This window comes from Myxococcus hansupus (genome assembly GCF_000280925.3).
GTDB lineage: Bacteria > Myxococcota > Myxococcia > Myxococcales > Myxococcaceae > Myxococcus > Myxococcus hansupus.
This window is the reverse complement of the sequence record NZ_CP012109.1, coordinates 9,056,659-9,072,914: the sequence shown is the minus strand read 5'-3', so window position 1 is coordinate 9,072,914 and position 16,256 is coordinate 9,056,659. Positions and strand designations below refer to the sequence as shown.

Here is a 16,256-nt window from a genome sequence, read left to right as displayed (position 1 = left end):
GGACCCTAGCAGTCCCCGAGTGAGCGGGGGGCGTTCATTGCTCCTCGTCCGTGCGGACGCTCACCTCCGAGGCGAGCGTCCGGTGCACCGGGCAACGGTCCGCGATGGCCACCAGCCGCGCGCGCTGCTCCTCCGTCAGCGGCCCCTCCAGCTTCACCGTGCGCCGGAGCTGGTCCATCTTCCCGTCCTTCTCCTCGCACTCCTCGCAGGCCTTCACGTGCACCTTCTGGTGGCTCAGCCGCACGTGGACGTGCTCCAGCGGCCAGCCCTTGCGCGCGGCATAGAGGCGCAGCGTCATCGCGGTGCACGCGCCCAGCGCGGCGGTCAGCAGGCCGAAGGGCGTGGGACCGGTGTCCTCGCCCCCCACGGACATCGGCTCGTCCGAGCGCAGCCGGTGCGCGCCCACGCGGATGTCCTGCGCGAAGCGGCCCTCCCTTGCCTCGTGGACCTCCACCACCCCTGGCGGCAGCGGCGCCTCGCGCTCCCGCACCGGCGCCACCTGCCGCGTGGCCCAGGCGCCCAGGATGTCCGAGGCGAAGCCCGCGTCCGCGTCATGCGACAGGAAGTGGTCCGCGCCCTCCAGGAGCATCAGGCTCGCGGAGCGGCGCGCCATCGCCATCCACCGCCGGGCGTGCTCCAGCGACACGTACCGGTCCTCCGGGGCCTGCATCGCCAGCACCGCGCCAGGGAAGGCTCCCAGGGCCTGCCGCAACCGCGCCTCGTCGATGTCCCGCATGAAGCCGTGCGTGAGGCGCAGCCGCCCGGGCCCGAAGTCCACGTCCCCCTCGCCCGCCTCGCGCGCCGGTGAGGGCAGCCGCTCGCGCACGGGCGCGCCGCCCACCGGCGCATTGACGAGCGCCAACGCCGCCACCTCCGGCAGCCGGGGCAACGCCGCCGCCGCCGCCGTGCCGCCCAGGCTGTGGCCCACCAGGAGCCGGGCTGGAGGATGACGCTCGCGCAGCCACGCCGCGGCGGCCACCACCGCGTCCACCGAGGGCACCGTGTCCGGCCGATTGCTCGCCCCCGTGGAAGGGGGTGAGGTGAAGTCCAGCGTCAGCACCGCGAAGCCGCGCGCCACCAGCGCGTGGGCCAATCGCGAAGGCCCGGGGGAAGGCCCCAAGCAGGCGAAGCAGCCCACCAGCACGGCGCTGGCCACGGCGCGCCCTGGCGGCAGGTCCAACCGCGCCGTCGCCACCTCGCCCTCCGCGCCCCGCAGCGTCACGTCCCGCGTGCCCATGCTCACAGCTCCACTTCACACTCGGCCGTCCAGAGCCCGTCCGCGCCCTGCCAGACGTGGGCGTCCACCAGCGACACGCCGCGCACGTCCCCCGCGAAGGGGTGCTGCTCCCGGTCCAGGGGCTCTCCGAAGGCGTGGCCGAAGAGGCGCGTGCCATCCATGCGCACCGCGAAGCAGCGGAAGGCCAGATGACGCGACGCCATTTTATGGACGACGGCGCGCAGCCAGTCCGCCAGCAGCCGGTCCAGCTCCGGCGACTCGCACACCAACTCCACCTCCTCACGAACCTCCACCGTCGAGGGGTCCTCCACCAGCGCGCACAGCGCCACCGCGGCCTGCTCGAAGGCCACCTCCAGCGAGCGGCCCCGCCCCCGCACCAGCCGCTCCGAGCCGCGCGTCACGTGCTCCCAGCACGCGGGCGTGCCCGGTGTCGCCGCGGGCCCCGCGCCTTCGTTGGACTGTCCGGGCTCCAGGCTCACGCGCGTGCCTCCAGCTCCGCGCGGCCCAGGAAGCGCCGGAACCACGCCCCCGCCAGTCGCGCCACCTCTTCCAGCGCGCCGGGCTCCTCGAAGAGGTGCGTGGCCCCCGGGATGATTTGGATGCCCTTCAATCCCTCCAGGCGCGCCAGCGACGACTCATTCAGCTCCAGCACGCCCACGTCCTGGCCTCCCACCAGCAGCAGCGTGGGCGCCTGCACCCGGTGCAGCACCGGGCCGGCCAGGTCCGGGCGTCCGCCGCGCGACACGACGGCGTGGATGAGGTCCGGGTGCAGCGCCGCCGCGACGAGCGCCGCCGCGGCCCCGGTGCTGGAGCCGAAGTAGCCCAGGCGCAGCGACGCCAGCTCCGGCTCCATCCGCGCCCAGTCCGTCACCGCCGCCAGACGCCGCGCGAGGAAGGGGATGTCGAAGCGCAGCTCCCCCGAGCCCGCGTCCTCCACCTCCTCCGCCTCATCGAGCAGGTCGAACAACAGCGTGGCCAGTCCGTACGCGCGCAGCACCCGGGCCACGGCGCGGTTGCGTGGACTGAAGCGGCTGCTGCCGCTGCCATGGGCGAAGATGACCAGGCCGCGGGCTCCCGTGGGAACACCCAGACTGCCGCCCAGCGTCACCCCACCGGCCTGAACGCTCACCTCCCGGACGTCCGGGTCCATGCTGATTTCCTGCCGCATGTCGCGTTGCCTCCCTGTCTTGGCTCACATCCAGAAGCCACTCAGGTCCGTGGACTCGAGGACCTCGCGCGGCTGAACGGGCTCGCGGGCTCGCGCGAGCAACTGCCGCAGCTCCACGTCCGGCAACGGCCGGAAGTCGTCGTACGCCTCGCCCACGGTGCGCATCGCGGGCAGCACCTCCACGCACTGCACGGAGTCCGCCGCGGACCGCACGCGCGCCAGGCCATGGGGCGTGCCCACGGGGATGCCCAGCACCAGCCGGGCCGGGCGTTGCTTGCGCAGCGTCTGGAGCGCGGCCAGCGCCGTGGCGCCCGACACCAGGCCGTCATCCACCAGCAGCACCGTGCACCCGCCCAGGGCGGGCTCCGGCGTCCCACGCAGCCGCTGGACCTGATTGTCCACTTCCGAAGCCTCGGCGCGCGCCAGGCTCCGGGCCTCCACCTCCGGCAGGCCCAGGCTCCGGAGCGCGTCGTGGTCCAGGTAGATGCCGCCGCCTTCCGACACCGCGCCCAGCACCGTCATCCGGCCCGGCACGTCGATGCGTCTCGACACCCACACGTCCAGCGGCGCCTCCAGCGCATGTGCCACCTCGTACGCCACGCGGAGCCCGCCCCGGGCCAACCCCAGCACGCGCACCGCATCCCCCCGGTAAGGCAACAGCCGAGTCGCCAGCCGGCGACCCGCATCTGCTCGGTCCCTGAACCGCATCGCGTCCATCCTCCACTTCACACAAGGAAGTCACGGGGCCCCCGACTGGCGGCGAAGGGGCAGGCAGGGGCCGTCCCGCCGGGATGCTCGCGGGGGGACCTCGCTGAATGCGCCGTCCGCCTGGCAGGCGCGCTAGGGTGCGGCCCATGGACCCTGTCCTCCTTGTTGGCACGGCGAGCCCTCACCTCGGACGCGCGCTCGGGCAAGCCCTGGGCGTGGCGCCCGCGGACTGCCACTTCGAGCGCTTCCCGGACGGGGAGATGCACGTCGAGGTGCCCGAGCGCGTCCGTGGCCGCACCGTGGTGCTGGTGCAGTCCACGACGCCGCCCGCGGGCGAGCACCTGCTGGAGCTGCTGCTGATGGCGGACGCGTGCTGGCGCATGGGCGCCGCGCGGCTGGAGGCGGTGGTCCCCTACCTCGGCTACGCGCGGCAGGACCGACGCGCCAAGCCCGGCGAGCCTTTGGGCGGGCGGTTGATTGCCGACCTGCTCACCCAGGGCCGCTTCGCGAAGGTCCAGGTGGTGGACCTGCACAGCCCCGCGCTGGAGGGCTGCTTCGGCGCGCCCCTGGAGCACCTCACCGCGCTGCCCCTGCTGGCGGACGCGCTGCGCGAGTCCGTCACCGACACGTCCGTCGTCGTGGCCCCGGACCTGGGCGCGGTGAAGCGCGCGGAGGCGCTGGCCCGGCTGCTGAACCGGCCGTGGGCCGTCATCCACAAGGTGCGCCTGAGCGGCGACGAGGTCCACGCCAGCGGCCTCATGGGCGAGGTGCGCGGCCGTCGTCCCATCCTGGTGGATGACATGGTGTCCACGGGCGGCACCCTGGCCGCGGCGGCGGGCACCCTGCGCGACGCGGGCTGCACGGAGGACTTCACGGTCGTGACGACGCACGCCCTGCTGGTGGGCACCGCGGTGGAGCGGCTGCGCAACCTGCCGCTGACCCGCCTGGTCAGCACCGACAGCGTGGAGCCCGTCCAGGGCCTGCCCTTCCACCACCAGGTGGTGACGCTGGCGCCGCTGGTGGCCCGGGCGCTGCGGCCCTGACCTCGGGCGCCGGGGGCCGGGTAAGCCACCGAGGGGCGCCGCTCGCGAAGCGGCATTCTCCCGCCCTGACACACGGAGTCGGTTAGGCTCCGGCGCCATGTCCGACACGCTGCTCACGAAGCTCGATTCGGGGGTCCTCACCCTCACCTTCAACCGGCCCGAGAAGAAGAACGCCTTCACGCATGCCATGTACGAGGCGGCCACCGCCGCGTTGAAGGACGCGGAAGGCAACGCGGACGTCCGCGTGGTGCTGCTCACCGGCGCGGGCAGCGTCTTCACCGCCGGCAACGACATTGGCGACTTCATGGAGCACCCGCCCGCGGGCGAGGACAGCGCCGTGTTCCGCTTCCTGCGCGCGCTGGTGGACGCCGACAAGCCCATCCTGGCCGCGGTGGACGGCCCCGCGGTGGGCATTGGCACCACGCTGCTGCTCCACTGTGACTACGTGGTGGCCACGGAGCGCGCGCGCTTCCACATGCCCTTCGTCCAACTGGGGCTGTGCGCGGAGGGCGCCAGCAGCCTGCTCATCCCCAGGACGGCGGGCCTCGCGCTGGCCAGCGAGCTGCTGCTCTTCGGCGAGCCCTTCGACGCGGCCACGGCGCTGCGCGCGGGCATCATCAACAAGGTGGTGCCGGAAGGCAGCCTCCAGCAGGTGGCCGCCGAGCGCGCCGCCACCCTGGCCTCGCGCCCCGCGGAGGCGGTGCGCGTGACGAAGCGGCTGGTCCGCGAGCCGCTGCGCGCCCAGATTCGCGAGACGCTGGCCCGCGAGGGCGCCGAGTTCATCCAGCGCCTCCAGTCCACCGAGGCGCAGGAAGCCTTCATGTCGTTCATGTCCCGCGGCCGGAAGTAGCACCCCGGCGGGACACCGGGCCCGGACGCGAGGACACGCGCCGGGCCCGGATGGCACCCCGGACTACCGCACGGCCGGAGCCTGCGGCGGACGCGGCGTGGCGCCCTGCGCGAGGAAGGACTCGACGCTGGCCCCCTGCGCCTGCTTCAGCGCGATGCACTGGTCCACGATTTCCAGCACCTGCGCCAGCGTCCGCGGGCCGCCCTTCGCCTTCGCGCTGCGCTCGGTGAAGAAGTCCGCCATCTGCTGGCGCTTGCCCGCGTCGCAGAAGTTGCTGCCGACGTAGGCCATGCGCCCGGCGGCCTCCTCGGGCAACAGCGCCTCGGGAGAATCGCCCACGAGCCGGTCGTAGTTCGTCGTCACGAAGTCGAAGGCCACGTCCTGCGTGCGCAGGCCCTGCGACGCCGCGAACGCCATCCACACCGTCTCGCGCGGGTCCAGGCCCTTCTCGAAGACGAGGGCCAGGTTCTTCTTCACCAGCTCCGGGTCCGTGAAGTTGCTCAGCGCGCCGATGAGGTACTGGCGCGTGCGCCGGTCCTTCTCACCCCGCACCGCGGCGGCGAGCTTCTCCCGGAAGGCCGCGTCGCCCTCCGTGGCGGCGATGGCGAGCACCACGTCCACCATCTCCGGCGCCACCGCGCTCTTGTCCTTCAGCCACGTGTCCGCGAGGGTGCGCGCCTCCGCGAGCAGCTTCGGGTCCCTGCCGTCACGGCCCGCCAGCCGCACCAGCCGGGGGCGGAGCAGGCGGGTGTCCTCGTTCTCGCCCTTGCGCGGGGTGAAGCCGAGCTGCCGCGCCCGGGGGCCATACGTGTCACGCAGGAAGCGGGCCCGGTCCTTCAGCTTCTCGTCCGGGAGCAGCCGCGAGCTGACCAGCTCCAGCAGGTCCAGCGAGGCCAGGGTGACAACGCGGTCCGGGTCGTTCGACATGCGGCGCGCCAGCGACAGGGCGTCGGCGGCGGGAATCGACCCGGCCAGCGCCAACGCGCGCACGTCCGTCAGGAACGTCACCCGCTCCGTGCGCGACAGCTTCTGCATGCCCGCCTTCGCCAGCTTCGCCGCCGCGTCGGCGTCCAGTTGAACCCGGAAGTAGCCCGCGCCCTCGGCGTTGGGGAACACCCAGGCGGGGCACGTCTTCGCCTCGCGCAGGGCCACCTCGGTGCGCTCGCCCTCCAGCAGGGTGCAGGTCCGGGCCTCCTTCGCGCCGTTCGCGTACTTCACGCACACCGGCACCTTCCACGTCTGTGCGCCCGGCGACTGCGTGCCCAGACGCAGGTAGCGCTTCTGCGTGAGCACCACCTTCGCCCCGTCCGCGCCGCACGCGAGCGACGCGGTGACGAGCGGCGCGCCGCTCTGGTCCAGGAAGGTCCCCAGCATGCCCGTCACGTCCTTGCCAGACTCGGCGGACACGGCGTCCAGGAAGTCCTTCGCGGTGGCGTTGCCGCCCGCGTGCTTGCGGAAGTAGCGCTGGATGCCGCGGCGGAAGACGTCCCGGCCCAGCCACTCCTCCGTCATGCTCAGCACCGCGGAGCCCTTGCCGTAGGTGATGCCGTCGAAGGCGTTGTGGATGTCGTTGGCGCTCTCGATGGGCTGGCGGATGCGGCGCGCGGACAGCAAGCTGTCCGAGTCCAGGGCCCGGGCGCGGTCATGCACGCGCTCGACGGGCGCGTCCCAGCCCGGGCGCCAGGTCTCCACGATGCGCGGGGTCATCCACGAGGCGAAGGCCTCGTTGAGCCACAGGTCGTCCCACCACTGCATGGTGACCAGGTTGCCGAACCACTGGTGCGCCAGCTCATGCACCTGCGTCTCGGAGAAGGCGCGCTGGCGGCCCAGCGAGTCCTCCGCCGGCTTGGACAGCATGAAGCGCGAGTTGAACGTCACCAGGCCGGGGTGCTCCATGGCGCCGCCGAGCAGCGGCACCGCCAGCACGTCCAGCTTCTCGTACGGGTACGGCATGCCGAAGTAGTCCTCCAGCGCGGCGAGGATTTCCGGCGTCACCTGCGCGGCGTAGACGCCCTCTTCGGTGCGACCGCGCGGGGTGATGATGCGCGTCTTCACCTTCTTCTGGCCCGCGTCGGCGGCGGGGAGGAAGTCGAAGGGGCCCACGCCAAAGGCGATGAGGTAGCTGGGCAGCGGCTGCGTGCGCGCGAAGCGGAAGGTGCGGCCACCGTCCGGGCGGGCCTCCTCGGACTCCTGCGGCGTGTTGGTGACGGCCACCGTGCCCGCGGGCACGTGGAAGGTGAGCTGCCACGGCACCTTGAAGCCGGGCTCGTCGAACGAGGGGAACACGCGGCGCGCGGCCACCGGCTCGAACTGGGTGTAGATGTACCAGTCGTCGCCTTCGTTGACGCGGAACGCACCGTTCGTCTCCTTCTCCGACGCGAGGCCGTCATAGACGACGCGCAGCTTCGCGGGGCCGGTGGCCAGCGCCTTCGCCAACGGGAAGCCGAGGAAGTCCTCTTCGCCCGGCACCGCCGTCACGTCGAAGGAGGACGCGCCTTGCGTGAGCGTGGCCTTCTTCACCGTCAGGCCCTTGGCGTGCAACCACACGACGGACACGGACTTCGTGACGTCCAGGTCGATGTCCACCACGCCCTGGAACGTGGCCACCTTCGGGTCCAGGGTGAGCTCCACCGTGTAGCCCGTGGGCCGCATCTCGGTGGGGAGCCGCAGCTTCGGCGACTGCGGTGTGGCGGTGACGGCTTGTGAGGAAGGCGGCGGCTCGGCGGTGGCGGGAGGATTCTGCCGGGCACCGCACGCACTGAGGAGGGCGACAGCGGCCAGTGCCGCTGGACGGAGCAGGTTGGGCATGGCGCGCAGTGTGTCCCATGCCGGGCGGGCAAGGTAGCGCGCAACCAGCACGTGTGGCCTTGCTGTCATCTCCACTTCACGATGGAGTGCGCCCCCGTGTCCGTGACCGAGCCTGCCTCCCCGCCCCCTGACGCACTTCCCGTGACGCTGAAGCCTTCCTCGGCGCACCTGCTCCGCGTCGTCGGGACGCCGCCCGGACGGGTGGTGGGATTCCTGACGCGCTTCGTCTGGGCTTTCTTGACCTGGCTGTCTCCGGAGTCGCGTGACGCGCTCGCCCGCTTCTTTGGCAACCTGGCCTACAGCCTGGGCATCCGTCGTCGCGTAGCGCTGGAAAACCTGGCCATGGCGATGCCGGAGAAGAGTGACGCGGAGCGGCGCGACATCGCGCGCGGCGCCTACATCAACATGACACGCGTGGTGCTGGAGTCACTGCCGTCGGGCGACCGGTTGCCCAAGGACTGGGCCGAGCAGGGCCTCGAGGGCGAAGAGGCGTGGCGGGCCCTGAAGGCACGCGTGGACACGGGCAAAGGCGCGCTGCTGGTGACGGCGCACTTCGGCAATTGGGAACTGCTGGGGGAGATGCTCATCCGCCGCGGAGTTCCCATGGACGGGCTGGTGCGCCCGCTGAAGGGCGCGCTCAACACGCGCATCGCGGAGAACCGCGTGCGCATGGGCGCCGGCCTCATCTACCCACGTGGCGCCATCCAGGAAATCATCGAAGCCGTGAAGCGCGGCGAGTCGCCCCTCATGCTGCTGGACCAGGCGCTGCCCGCGAAGAGCGCGGCCTTCGTCCCCTTCTTCGGCAAGCTGGCCTCCACGACACCCGCCATGGCGGTGGCGGCGGCGCGGACCAAGGCGCCGGTGTTCGTGGTGATGGCCGTGCGCAACGGCCGAGGCGGCGCGCGCTTCCGGATGGAAGTGGAAGGCCCCATCCTCCCGCCCACGCCGGGGGAGTGCGCCGACCCGATGACGGAGCACACCGCGCGCGTGACGGCCGCGCTGGAGCGCTGCATCCGCAAGCACCCGGACCAGTGGATGTGGCTGCACCGCCGCTGGAAGGTGCAGCCTCCGTCGGAGGCCGCCCTGCCCGCGGGGACTACGCCACCACCACCCGCTTCAGATGCGCCCCCAGCCGGGTGACGACCTCGTAGTGAATCGTCTGGGCCCAGCCGGCCAATGACTCGGCGGGCACGGCCTCCTCGCCGTCACGGCCCAGCAGCGTGGCCGTCACCGGGCGCTCGTCGGACGTGGCGCGCGTCACGTCCACGATGAGGTGATTCATCATCACCCGTCCCAGCACCGGACACCGGCGGCCATTCACCAGCACGTGCGCCTGCCCCGACGCGAGCCGGGGATATCCGTCGTAGTACCCCACCGGCAGCACCGCGATGCGCGTGGGCTCCGGGCAGCGGTACGTACAGCCGTAGCCCACGTAGCTGCCCGCGGGCAGCCACTTCACCACCTGGCTGCGGCACCGCCACGACAACGCCGGCTTGAGCACTGGCACCTCGCCCAGCACCAGCCGCGCCGACAGCCGCGTCTCCGCGGAGGGCCACAGGCCGTACAGCGAGATGCCCACGCGCAACGCCTCGTAGCGCGCGCGCGGCAGCACCAATGTAGCGGCGCTCGCGGCGATGTGGCGTTGCAGAGGCTGGGCCGGCTCCAGTTGAGAGGCCAGGAAGGCCAGGCCCTTCTCGAAGGCCTCCACCTGCGCCAGCGCGTAGCCCTGCTCCGTCACGTCCTCCGTGTTGGCGAAGTGACTGAGCGCGCCCACCACCTCCAGCACGTCGCGCGCCTCCACCAGGAAGCGGGACTCGGTGGGCAGCCCTTCCAGCGTGAACCCCTCGCGCCCCAGGCCCGTGTCGATGTGGACGTGGGCCCGCAGGGGGCGCTCCAGCTTCGCCGCGCGCAACACCGGCACCGCGTCCGCCCAGCCACGGTCCGCCACCACCACGTCCACGCCCTCGCGCGCCAGCACCACCGCTTCCTCGGGCGCCACCGCCCCCAGGACGAGCACCTGCCGGGGCGAAAGCCCCTGGGCCCGCTCGTACTCGCGCACCTTCAGGGCGTCCTGCGGCGCAATCACATAGAGGAGGTCCACCGCGCCGTGGACCGCGGGCAGCACCTGCGCGAGCCCGTGCCCGTAGGCGTTGCCCTTCAGAACCACACCCAGCGCGCGCGGCGTGGCGCCCTGCTGCCCCTCCAGGGCCCGGAACACGGCGACGTTGTGCCGCAACGCGGACGCGCTCACCTCCAGCCACGAGGAATGGACCGCGTCTCCAGGGCCACTGCCAATCGACTCCACATTCACCTCCGCCACGGTCCCCAGCCATACCAGCAATGCGCGGGCCATGCGCCAGGCGCGGCCGGCACGCCACACCCGCCCGCGTCTGAAGCAGGCGGACGGCGGCTTGGGCGGACCGGCCTGCCCAGGCCCGCACACATCCCCGCCGCGCCAGCGCCTGGAGCGCCAGACAGCCGACAGAGGGTTTCCGGACGCGGGCAAAGCGCATTAAAGGAAGAGTGGATGCGAACGCTCTTCATCGGGGACGTGCACGGGTGCGCGGAGGAACTGGACGCGCTGCTGGCCCGGTGCGACTGGCAGCCTGGCGACCGCGTGGTGCTGGTGGGCGACCTGGTGGCGAAGGGCCCGGACTCCGCTGGCGTGGTGCGTCGCGCGCGGGAGCGCGGCTTTCTCGCGGTGAGGGGCAACCATGACGCCCACGTGCTGCGCTGGCACGCGGGCCGGGCGCCGCGCGGCAAGAAGCTGAAGCCCGAGCATCAGCAGGTGCTGGACACCCTGACGCCCGAGGATTGGGCGTGGCTGGAAGCCCAGCCGCTCTACCGCTGCTTCCCGGAGCTGAACGTGGTGGCGGTCCACGGCGGCCTGGTGCCGGGCGTGCCGTTGGAAGCCCAGAAGGAGGACGAGCTGCTCAACCTGCGCAGCATCCTGCCGGACGGAACGCCCTCGAAGCGCGTGGACGCGGGCGCGCCCTGGGCCAGCCTCTGGACCGGCCCCGAGCTGGTCATCTTCGGCCACGACGCCATGCGGGGCATCCAGCGCCATCCGCACGCCGTGGGGTTGGACTCCGGCTGCGTGTACGGCGGCAAGCTCACCGCCTACGTGATGCCGGAGGGCCGCCTCGTGTCCGTGCTGGCCCGGCGCGCCTACGTGGATGTGGACGCCCACTAGCAAGGCGTCCACCGCGGCCCACGCTCACGCCCCCGGAGCGCGCACCAGCAGCACCGGCCGGTCCGTGTGCACGAGCATGGACTGCGTCACCGAGCCGAGCACCGCGCGCTTCCAGCCCGACCGGCCATGGGTGCCCATGACGATGGCGCCCACGCCCAGCCGCTCGGCCGTCTGCGCCAGCGTTGCCACCACGTCCTTGCCGCCCGGGACAATCTCCAGTCGCACGTTCCGGTCCCGCGCGGCCTTGGGCACCAGCGTGGAGAGCTGCTCGCGAAGCCGCGCCTCCTCCTCCAGCGACGGCTTCGACTCGGTGGCATGCACCAGGTGCACGGTGCCCCCCGGCGCCGCCAGGGCGAAGGCATGCGCCACCGCGCGGTTGCCCGTCTCCGAGAAGTCCGTGGTCACCATCACCTCCCGGTACTCCGGCAGCGGCGTCTCCGCGCCCACCGACAGCGCCTGCGTGGGCACGCACACCACCGACATCCGCGCCAGCCGCAGCGCATGCCGCGACACGCTCCACAACCGCCCCAGCGCCTTGCGGTGGTGCGTGCCCACCACCAGGAGGTCCACATGCTCCTGGTCGGCCAGCTCCACCAGATGGTCGGCGATGCGCCCCACACCCGGCTCCACGCGGAGGCGCACGGACCTCCCGCCCGCTTGGGCCAGCGGCGCCACCAGGTCCGCGCTCTCGCGCTCCAGCGCCTGCCGCAGCTCCGGCGAGGCCTCGCCGTAGTCCATGCGCTGGTTCAGCCCCAGCCGGCGGGCCTCTTCCTCGGGCCAGTAGACGCGCCCGCCCACCACGTCCAGCGGGCCGCCTTTGCCCAGCGCCAGCACCCAATCCCGCGCGGCCTCGAAGGGCAGCGAGCGGTCCACGCCCAGCAGCACCTTCAACGGGCGCTCGCCGCGAGCCCAGGCCTCCAGCGGCGCGGGGTCCCTCACGACGAGCAGCGGCACCGTCAACGACTGCGCCATCCGGTCCACCGTGCCGCCCTCGCCACCGAACTGGGATTCGTCGGGAGGCCGGGACGCCACCACCAGCGAGGCCCCCCGCTCGCGGCAGAACTCCTCCACCCTCACCGCGGGCTCGCCGGTGAGCAGCACGGGCTCCACCTTCGCGCCCAGCTTCTCCAAGCGCTTCTGCTCGTCACTCAGCACCGCCTCGGCGGAGCCTATCAGCGCCTTGCCGAAGGCACGCACGGAGTCGGGGTTGAGCACATGAACCAGCCACAAGGGCGTACCGGCCTTGCGAGCGAGCTCCGCGGCAAGCGTGGAGGCCCGCCGCGCGTCGTCGGAGAAGTTGGTGGCGCAGACAATGGACATGGCAGCTCCAGGTAAGGGTGGGGCTTGAATCCTCGAATCCACTCAACGCGCGCGAAGCACCTGCTCGGCGCGAACCTCGTTCAGCAAGGGCTCGCCACGCTCGAAGGCCTGGATGCCCGCCAGCGTCGTCTCCGCGATGTTGGCGAGCGCCTCGTGGGTGAGGAAGGCCTGATGCGACGTGACGAGCACGTTTGGAAAGGTGAGCAGCCGCGCCAGCACATCGTCCTGGAGCACCTGCCCGGAGAGGTCCTGGAAGAAGACCCCCTCCTCTTCTTCATACACATCCAAGCCGGCACCGCCGACGTGGCCGGACTTGAGCGCGGCGACCAGCGCCTTGCTGTCGATGAGCGCGCCGCGTCCCGTGTTGATGAGCATCACGCCCCGCTTCATCCGCGCCAGCGCCGCCGCGTCCACCAGGTGCCGCGTGTCCGGCGTGAGCGGGATGTGAAAGGAGATGATGTCGGCCTGAGAAAACAAGGCGTCGAGCGCGACGTAGCGCACCCCCAGCTCACGCTCGAACGCCGCATCCGGCGCCACGTCGTAGCAGAGGACGTCGCAGCCAAAGCCCTTGAAGATGCGCGCCGCCACGCGGCCGATGCGGCCCGTGCCCACCACGCCCACCGTCTTGCCGGCGAGGTCGAAACCCACCAACCCGTCGAGCGAGAAGTTCCAATCCCGCACGCGGGAGAAGGCACGCGGGATGTGGCGGTTGAGGGACAGCACCAGCGCCACCGCGTGCTCGGCCACCGCGTGCGGTGAGTACTCCGGCACGCGCGTGACGCGCAGGTCCCACCGCCGCGCGGCCTCCAGGTCCACGTGGTTGTAGCCCGCGGAGCGCGCCGCCACGAGCCGCACCCCACCCGCGTGCAGCACCTCCAGCGTGGCCGCGTCCACCGTGTCGTTGACGAAGGAGCACACGGCGGGGAACCCCTCCGCCAGGGGCGCCGTCTGCAAGGTCAGCCGGGGCTCGAAGTAGGTGAGCGCGTGTCCGAAACGGACGTTCGCCGCCTCCAACGCGTCCCGGTCGTATCGGTGTGTATCGAAGACGGCCACCCGCATCGCCTGCTCCCCTGCTCGGCGGGCCCCTCCGGCCCGGTATGGCCCGCTTCAGTGCAAGGCCTGCTCCATGCGGCCCCCCAAAGACATCGGTCCTCGACAGCCGTGCAAAAGATGCGCAGCGAGGGTGGGGGCGGCAAAACCTGCGCGGTGGGCGGATGCCTGCTCGCCAGGCAGCGGACTGGAGGGCGCGGCGAAGGCGGGCCGCGTGAGCGCGCGCGCGGTCCAGGGCCTAGCTTGAATCGCAGGCACCAGCCCCCTTCGAGCGGAGCCCCCGACATGAATCGTCCGGACGACACCGCGCTGCTGACGGACCTCTACGAACTCACGATGACGGAGGCCTATCTCGAGGAAGGAATGTGGGACGAGGCCGTCTTCAGCCTCTTCGCGCGCAAGCTCCCGGCCCGGCGCAACTACTTGCTGGCGGCGGGGCTCGACGATGCGCTGACCTACCTGGAGCAACTGCGCTTCGACGCGGAGACGCTGGACTGGCTGGCATCCCAGGGACGCTTCTCGGACCGGCTGCTCGGGTGGCTCGAACGCTTCCGCTTCAGCGGTGACGTGGACGCGGTGCCGGAAGGCACGCCCGTGTTCGCCGAGGAGCCCCTGCTGGAGGTCCGCGCGCCCCTGCCCGAGGCGCAGCTCGTGGAGACGTACCTCCTCAACCAGGTGCACTTCCAGACGGCGGTGGCCTCGAAGGCCCGGCGGGTGGTGGAAGCCGCCGCGGGGCGCGACGTCATGGAGTTCGGCCTGCGGCGCTACCACGGGACGGACGCGGGCCTGAAGGTCGCGCGCGCCGCGTACCTCGCGGGCGTGGGCTCCACCTCCAACGTGCTGGCGGGAAAGCGGTACGGGATTCCGCTCGCGGGCACCATGGCGCACAGCTACGTGCAGGCGCACGACGACGAACTGGAGGCGTTCCGCGCCTTCGTGCGCGTCTACCCCAGCGCCACGCTGCTGGTGGACACCTACGACACGCTGCGCGGCGTGCAGCACGTCATCCGGCTCGCGCGCGAGCTGGGCGAGGACTTCCAGGTGCGCTCCATCCGGCTGGACTCTGGCGACCTGCTCTCGTTGTCCATCGCCGCGCGCGAGATGCTCGACGAGGCGGGCCTCCCGCAGGTGCGGGTGTACGCGAGCGGTGGACTCGACGAGGACACGGTGGCGCGGCTGGTGACACACGGCGCGCCCATCGACAGCTTCGGCGTGGGCACGGCGATGGGCGTGTCGGCGGACGCGCCCGCGTTGGACATGGCCTACAAGCTGGTGGCGTACGCGGGCCGTCCCCGGGTGAAGCTGTCCTCGGGCAAGGTGCTGCTGCCGGGCGCGAAGCAAATCTACCGGCACGACGTGGACGGCGTGGCGCGCGGCGACGTGCTCACCAACCGGGACGACGTGGCGCCCGGAAGGCCGCTGCTTCAACCCGTGATGCGCGCGGGTCAACGCCTGCCTGGCGCCACACCCACGCTCGCGGACATCCAGGCGCACGCGCGACGCGAAGTGTCACGGCTTCCACCCGAGCTCCGCGCGCTGGCCCCCGCGCGCCCGCCCTATCCCGTGACGCTGGGACGCGCGCTGGCACGGGCCCGCGAGCATGAAGTGGAGCTGTGGTCCGCGGCGCCGTGAGACGCGGCGCACGCGCTGCCATGAAGGACAGCAAGCGAGGAGGTCCGAACCACCCCGGTGCCGCCTCCCAGGTACTCCTGGGGTGACTTCCTCTGAGGGCCAAGCATCTGCCATGGTGGAGGGCCGTTTCTCCGCTGGAGCGCAACATGGATCGCCGTCTCGGCCCCGCACTCATCCTTGGCTCGGCACTGCTCCTGGGCAGCGCCTGCAAGAAGTCAGAGGACCCCGCCCCCGAGGCGCCCGCCCCCAAGCCTCCGGCGCCCACGGAGCCCGCCCCCAGCTACACGCTGTCCTTCCTCGAAGCCGCGTCCCCCTCGGGCTGTACCTGGACGCGCCATGAATCGACAGGCACACGCAAGCCGCTCGCCACCGTGGATGCGGTGTGTGAGCGGCTCAAGCTCGCCTGGGGCCCCCGGGGTCGGCAGGGGCTGATGGTGGACCGGGGCAACGGCGAGCTGCCGCCCCGCGCGTGGCAGGTGGACTTCGAATCCGCCCAGACGAACCGGCTCCTCCTCCCCGAGTCCGGCCACACGGACACGCTGGGCTTCGACGAGGAAGGCCACGTCGTCGCGCTGGTGTCGCAGTTGGACGACTTGCCGCGGAAGATGGACAGCGGCCGCGAGTACCTCCTGCACGAAGGCAAGCGCTACCTCGTCCCGGACGCCGACGGCACCCCGGGCCTGGCCCACGCGTACCGCCATGACGCGGGCCAGTGGAAGCACCTGGAGACGGTGGTCAGCCTCTTCGAAATGGATGGCGCCGCGGGCACCAACGCCCTGGCCACGGCGAGCCGGCTGACGTCCTCCACCTTCATGCGAGACCCCGACCGGCTCGTGGAGTCCGAGCTGGTGGAAGGCAGCGAAGACGCGGCCCGGCTCGACGCGGTGGTGAAGGACCGGGGCCACACGGCCTACGGCATGTGGATTTCCATGGAGACCCACCAGGGTCCGCTCTACGCCTGGGAAGCCGCGAGCGAGCTGCCCACGCTCATGCTTCCGCTCCGCTGGGAAGTGAATGACAAGCTGGTGGAGCCGGAGCAGCTCGCGCTGGCCCCCACCTCCAGCGTGGAGCTGCGGATGCGCGACCACCTGCTGCTCGTCTCGGCGGAGCAGTCCGCCCGCGTCTATGACGCGAAGACGAAGAAGCGCCTCGCCGCGCTGGAGAGCGTCCGCGGCGCGAGCTTCTGGCCGCGGCAGCGCACCGTCACCGCCGCGGTGCCCGCCAGCGCGGTGACGGCGCCGTAGCCC

14 protein-coding genes are annotated in these 16,256 nt (G+C 72.1%); 6 read left to right on the top strand and 8 right to left on the bottom strand.

Going from position 1 to position 16,256, the window contains the following annotated elements; all coding sequences use genetic code 11:
• Nucleotides 1–34: 34 nt before the first annotated feature.
• The 4 genes from A176_RS35790 to A176_RS35775 are packed head-to-tail and all read right to left on the bottom strand — an operon-like array spanning nucleotide 35 to nucleotide 3,113.
• Nucleotides 35–1,237 (bottom strand): bifunctional alpha/beta hydrolase/OsmC family protein, encoded by a 1,203-nt coding sequence (locus A176_RS35790; protein WP_002633923.1) that lies wholly within the window; start codon nucleotides 1,235–1,237, stop codon nucleotides 35–37.
• Between the two features lie 2 nt (nucleotides 1,238–1,239).
• On the bottom strand, nucleotides 1,240–1,716 hold the full coding sequence (locus A176_RS35785) for an archease (protein ID WP_002633924.1): 477 nt from the start codon (nucleotides 1,714–1,716) through the stop codon (nucleotides 1,240–1,242).
• A complete protein-coding gene (locus A176_RS40945) occupies nucleotides 1,713–2,405 on the bottom strand; it encodes a dienelactone hydrolase family protein (RefSeq protein ID WP_002633925.1) in 693 nt (230 codons plus the stop codon). Before A176_RS40945 ends, A176_RS35785 begins: the two co-directional genes overlap by 4 nt.
• Before the next feature lie 24 nt (nucleotides 2,406–2,429).
• Nucleotides 2,430–3,113 (bottom strand): phosphoribosyltransferase, encoded by a 684-nt coding sequence (locus tag A176_RS35775; RefSeq protein ID WP_044890011.1) that lies wholly within the window; start codon nucleotides 3,111–3,113, stop codon nucleotides 2,430–2,432.
• Between the two features lie 137 nt (nucleotides 3,114–3,250).
• Here A176_RS35775 and A176_RS35770 point away from each other — a divergent pair, with 137 nt between their 5' ends.
• The gene (locus tag A176_RS35770) at nucleotides 3,251–4,156 is read left to right on the top strand and encodes a ribose-phosphate diphosphokinase (protein ID WP_002633927.1); all 906 of its coding nucleotides are present in this window, start codon (nucleotides 3,251–3,253) and stop codon (nucleotides 4,154–4,156) included.
• 97 nt (nucleotides 4,157–4,253) lie between these two features.
• A complete protein-coding gene (locus A176_RS35765; RefSeq protein WP_002633928.1) occupies nucleotides 4,254–5,006 on the top strand; it encodes an enoyl-CoA hydratase in 753 nt (250 codons plus the stop codon).
• Between the two features lie 63 nt (nucleotides 5,007–5,069).
• Here the strand turns inward: A176_RS35765 and A176_RS35760 are convergent, their stop codons facing one another.
• Nucleotides 5,070–7,814, bottom strand: a complete 2,745-nt coding sequence (locus A176_RS35760) for a M1 family metallopeptidase (RefSeq protein ID WP_002633929.1) — start codon at nucleotides 7,812–7,814, stop codon at nucleotides 5,070–5,072.
• A gap of 96 nt (nucleotides 7,815–7,910) precedes the next feature.
• Here A176_RS35760 and A176_RS35755 point away from each other — a divergent pair, with 96 nt between their 5' ends.
• Nucleotides 7,911–8,954 carry a lysophospholipid acyltransferase family protein gene (locus A176_RS35755; RefSeq protein WP_002633930.1) on the top strand — a complete coding sequence of 348 codons (1,044 nt, stop codon included), beginning with the start codon at nucleotides 7,911–7,913 and terminating at the stop codon, nucleotides 8,952–8,954.
• Here the strand turns inward: A176_RS35755 and alr are convergent.
• Complete coding sequence (gene alr, locus A176_RS35750; RefSeq protein WP_002633931.1) at nucleotides 8,911–10,134, bottom strand: alanine racemase; 1,224 nt, start codon at nucleotides 10,132–10,134, stop codon at nucleotides 8,911–8,913. The genes A176_RS35755 and alr overlap by 44 nt on opposite strands.
• A 207-nt stretch (nucleotides 10,135–10,341) precedes the next feature.
• On the opposite strand from alr, the gene A176_RS35745 reads away from it, so the two are divergent.
• Entirely contained in the window at nucleotides 10,342–11,007 is a 666-nt protein-coding gene (locus A176_RS35745) for a metallophosphoesterase (protein WP_002633932.1), read from the top strand.
• 24 nt (nucleotides 11,008–11,031) lie between these two features.
• Here the strand turns inward: A176_RS35745 and A176_RS35740 are convergent, their stop codons facing one another.
• On the bottom strand, nucleotides 11,032–12,327 hold the full coding sequence (locus A176_RS35740) for a universal stress protein (RefSeq protein ID WP_002633933.1): 1,296 nt from the start codon (nucleotides 12,325–12,327) through the stop codon (nucleotides 11,032–11,034).
• Nucleotides 12,328–12,369: 42 nt separating this feature from the next.
• Nucleotides 12,370–13,386, bottom strand: coding sequence for a 2-hydroxyacid dehydrogenase (locus A176_RS35735; RefSeq protein WP_002633934.1), 1,017 nt, complete (start codon nucleotides 13,384–13,386; stop codon nucleotides 12,370–12,372).
• 276 nt (nucleotides 13,387–13,662) lie between these two features.
• Between A176_RS35735 and A176_RS35730 the strand changes: the two genes are divergently transcribed.
• Together A176_RS35730 and A176_RS35725 are read left to right on the top strand one after the other, a co-directional pair.
• On the top strand, nucleotides 13,663–15,009 hold the full coding sequence (locus tag A176_RS35730; protein ID WP_002633935.1) for a nicotinate phosphoribosyltransferase: 1,347 nt from the start codon (nucleotides 13,663–13,665) through the stop codon (nucleotides 15,007–15,009).
• 146 nt (nucleotides 15,010–15,155) lie between these two features.
• Nucleotides 15,156–16,253 (top strand): hypothetical protein, encoded by a 1,098-nt coding sequence (locus A176_RS35725; protein ID WP_002633936.1) that lies wholly within the window; start codon nucleotides 15,156–15,158, stop codon nucleotides 16,251–16,253.
• Nucleotides 16,254–16,256: the final 3 nt, after the last annotated feature.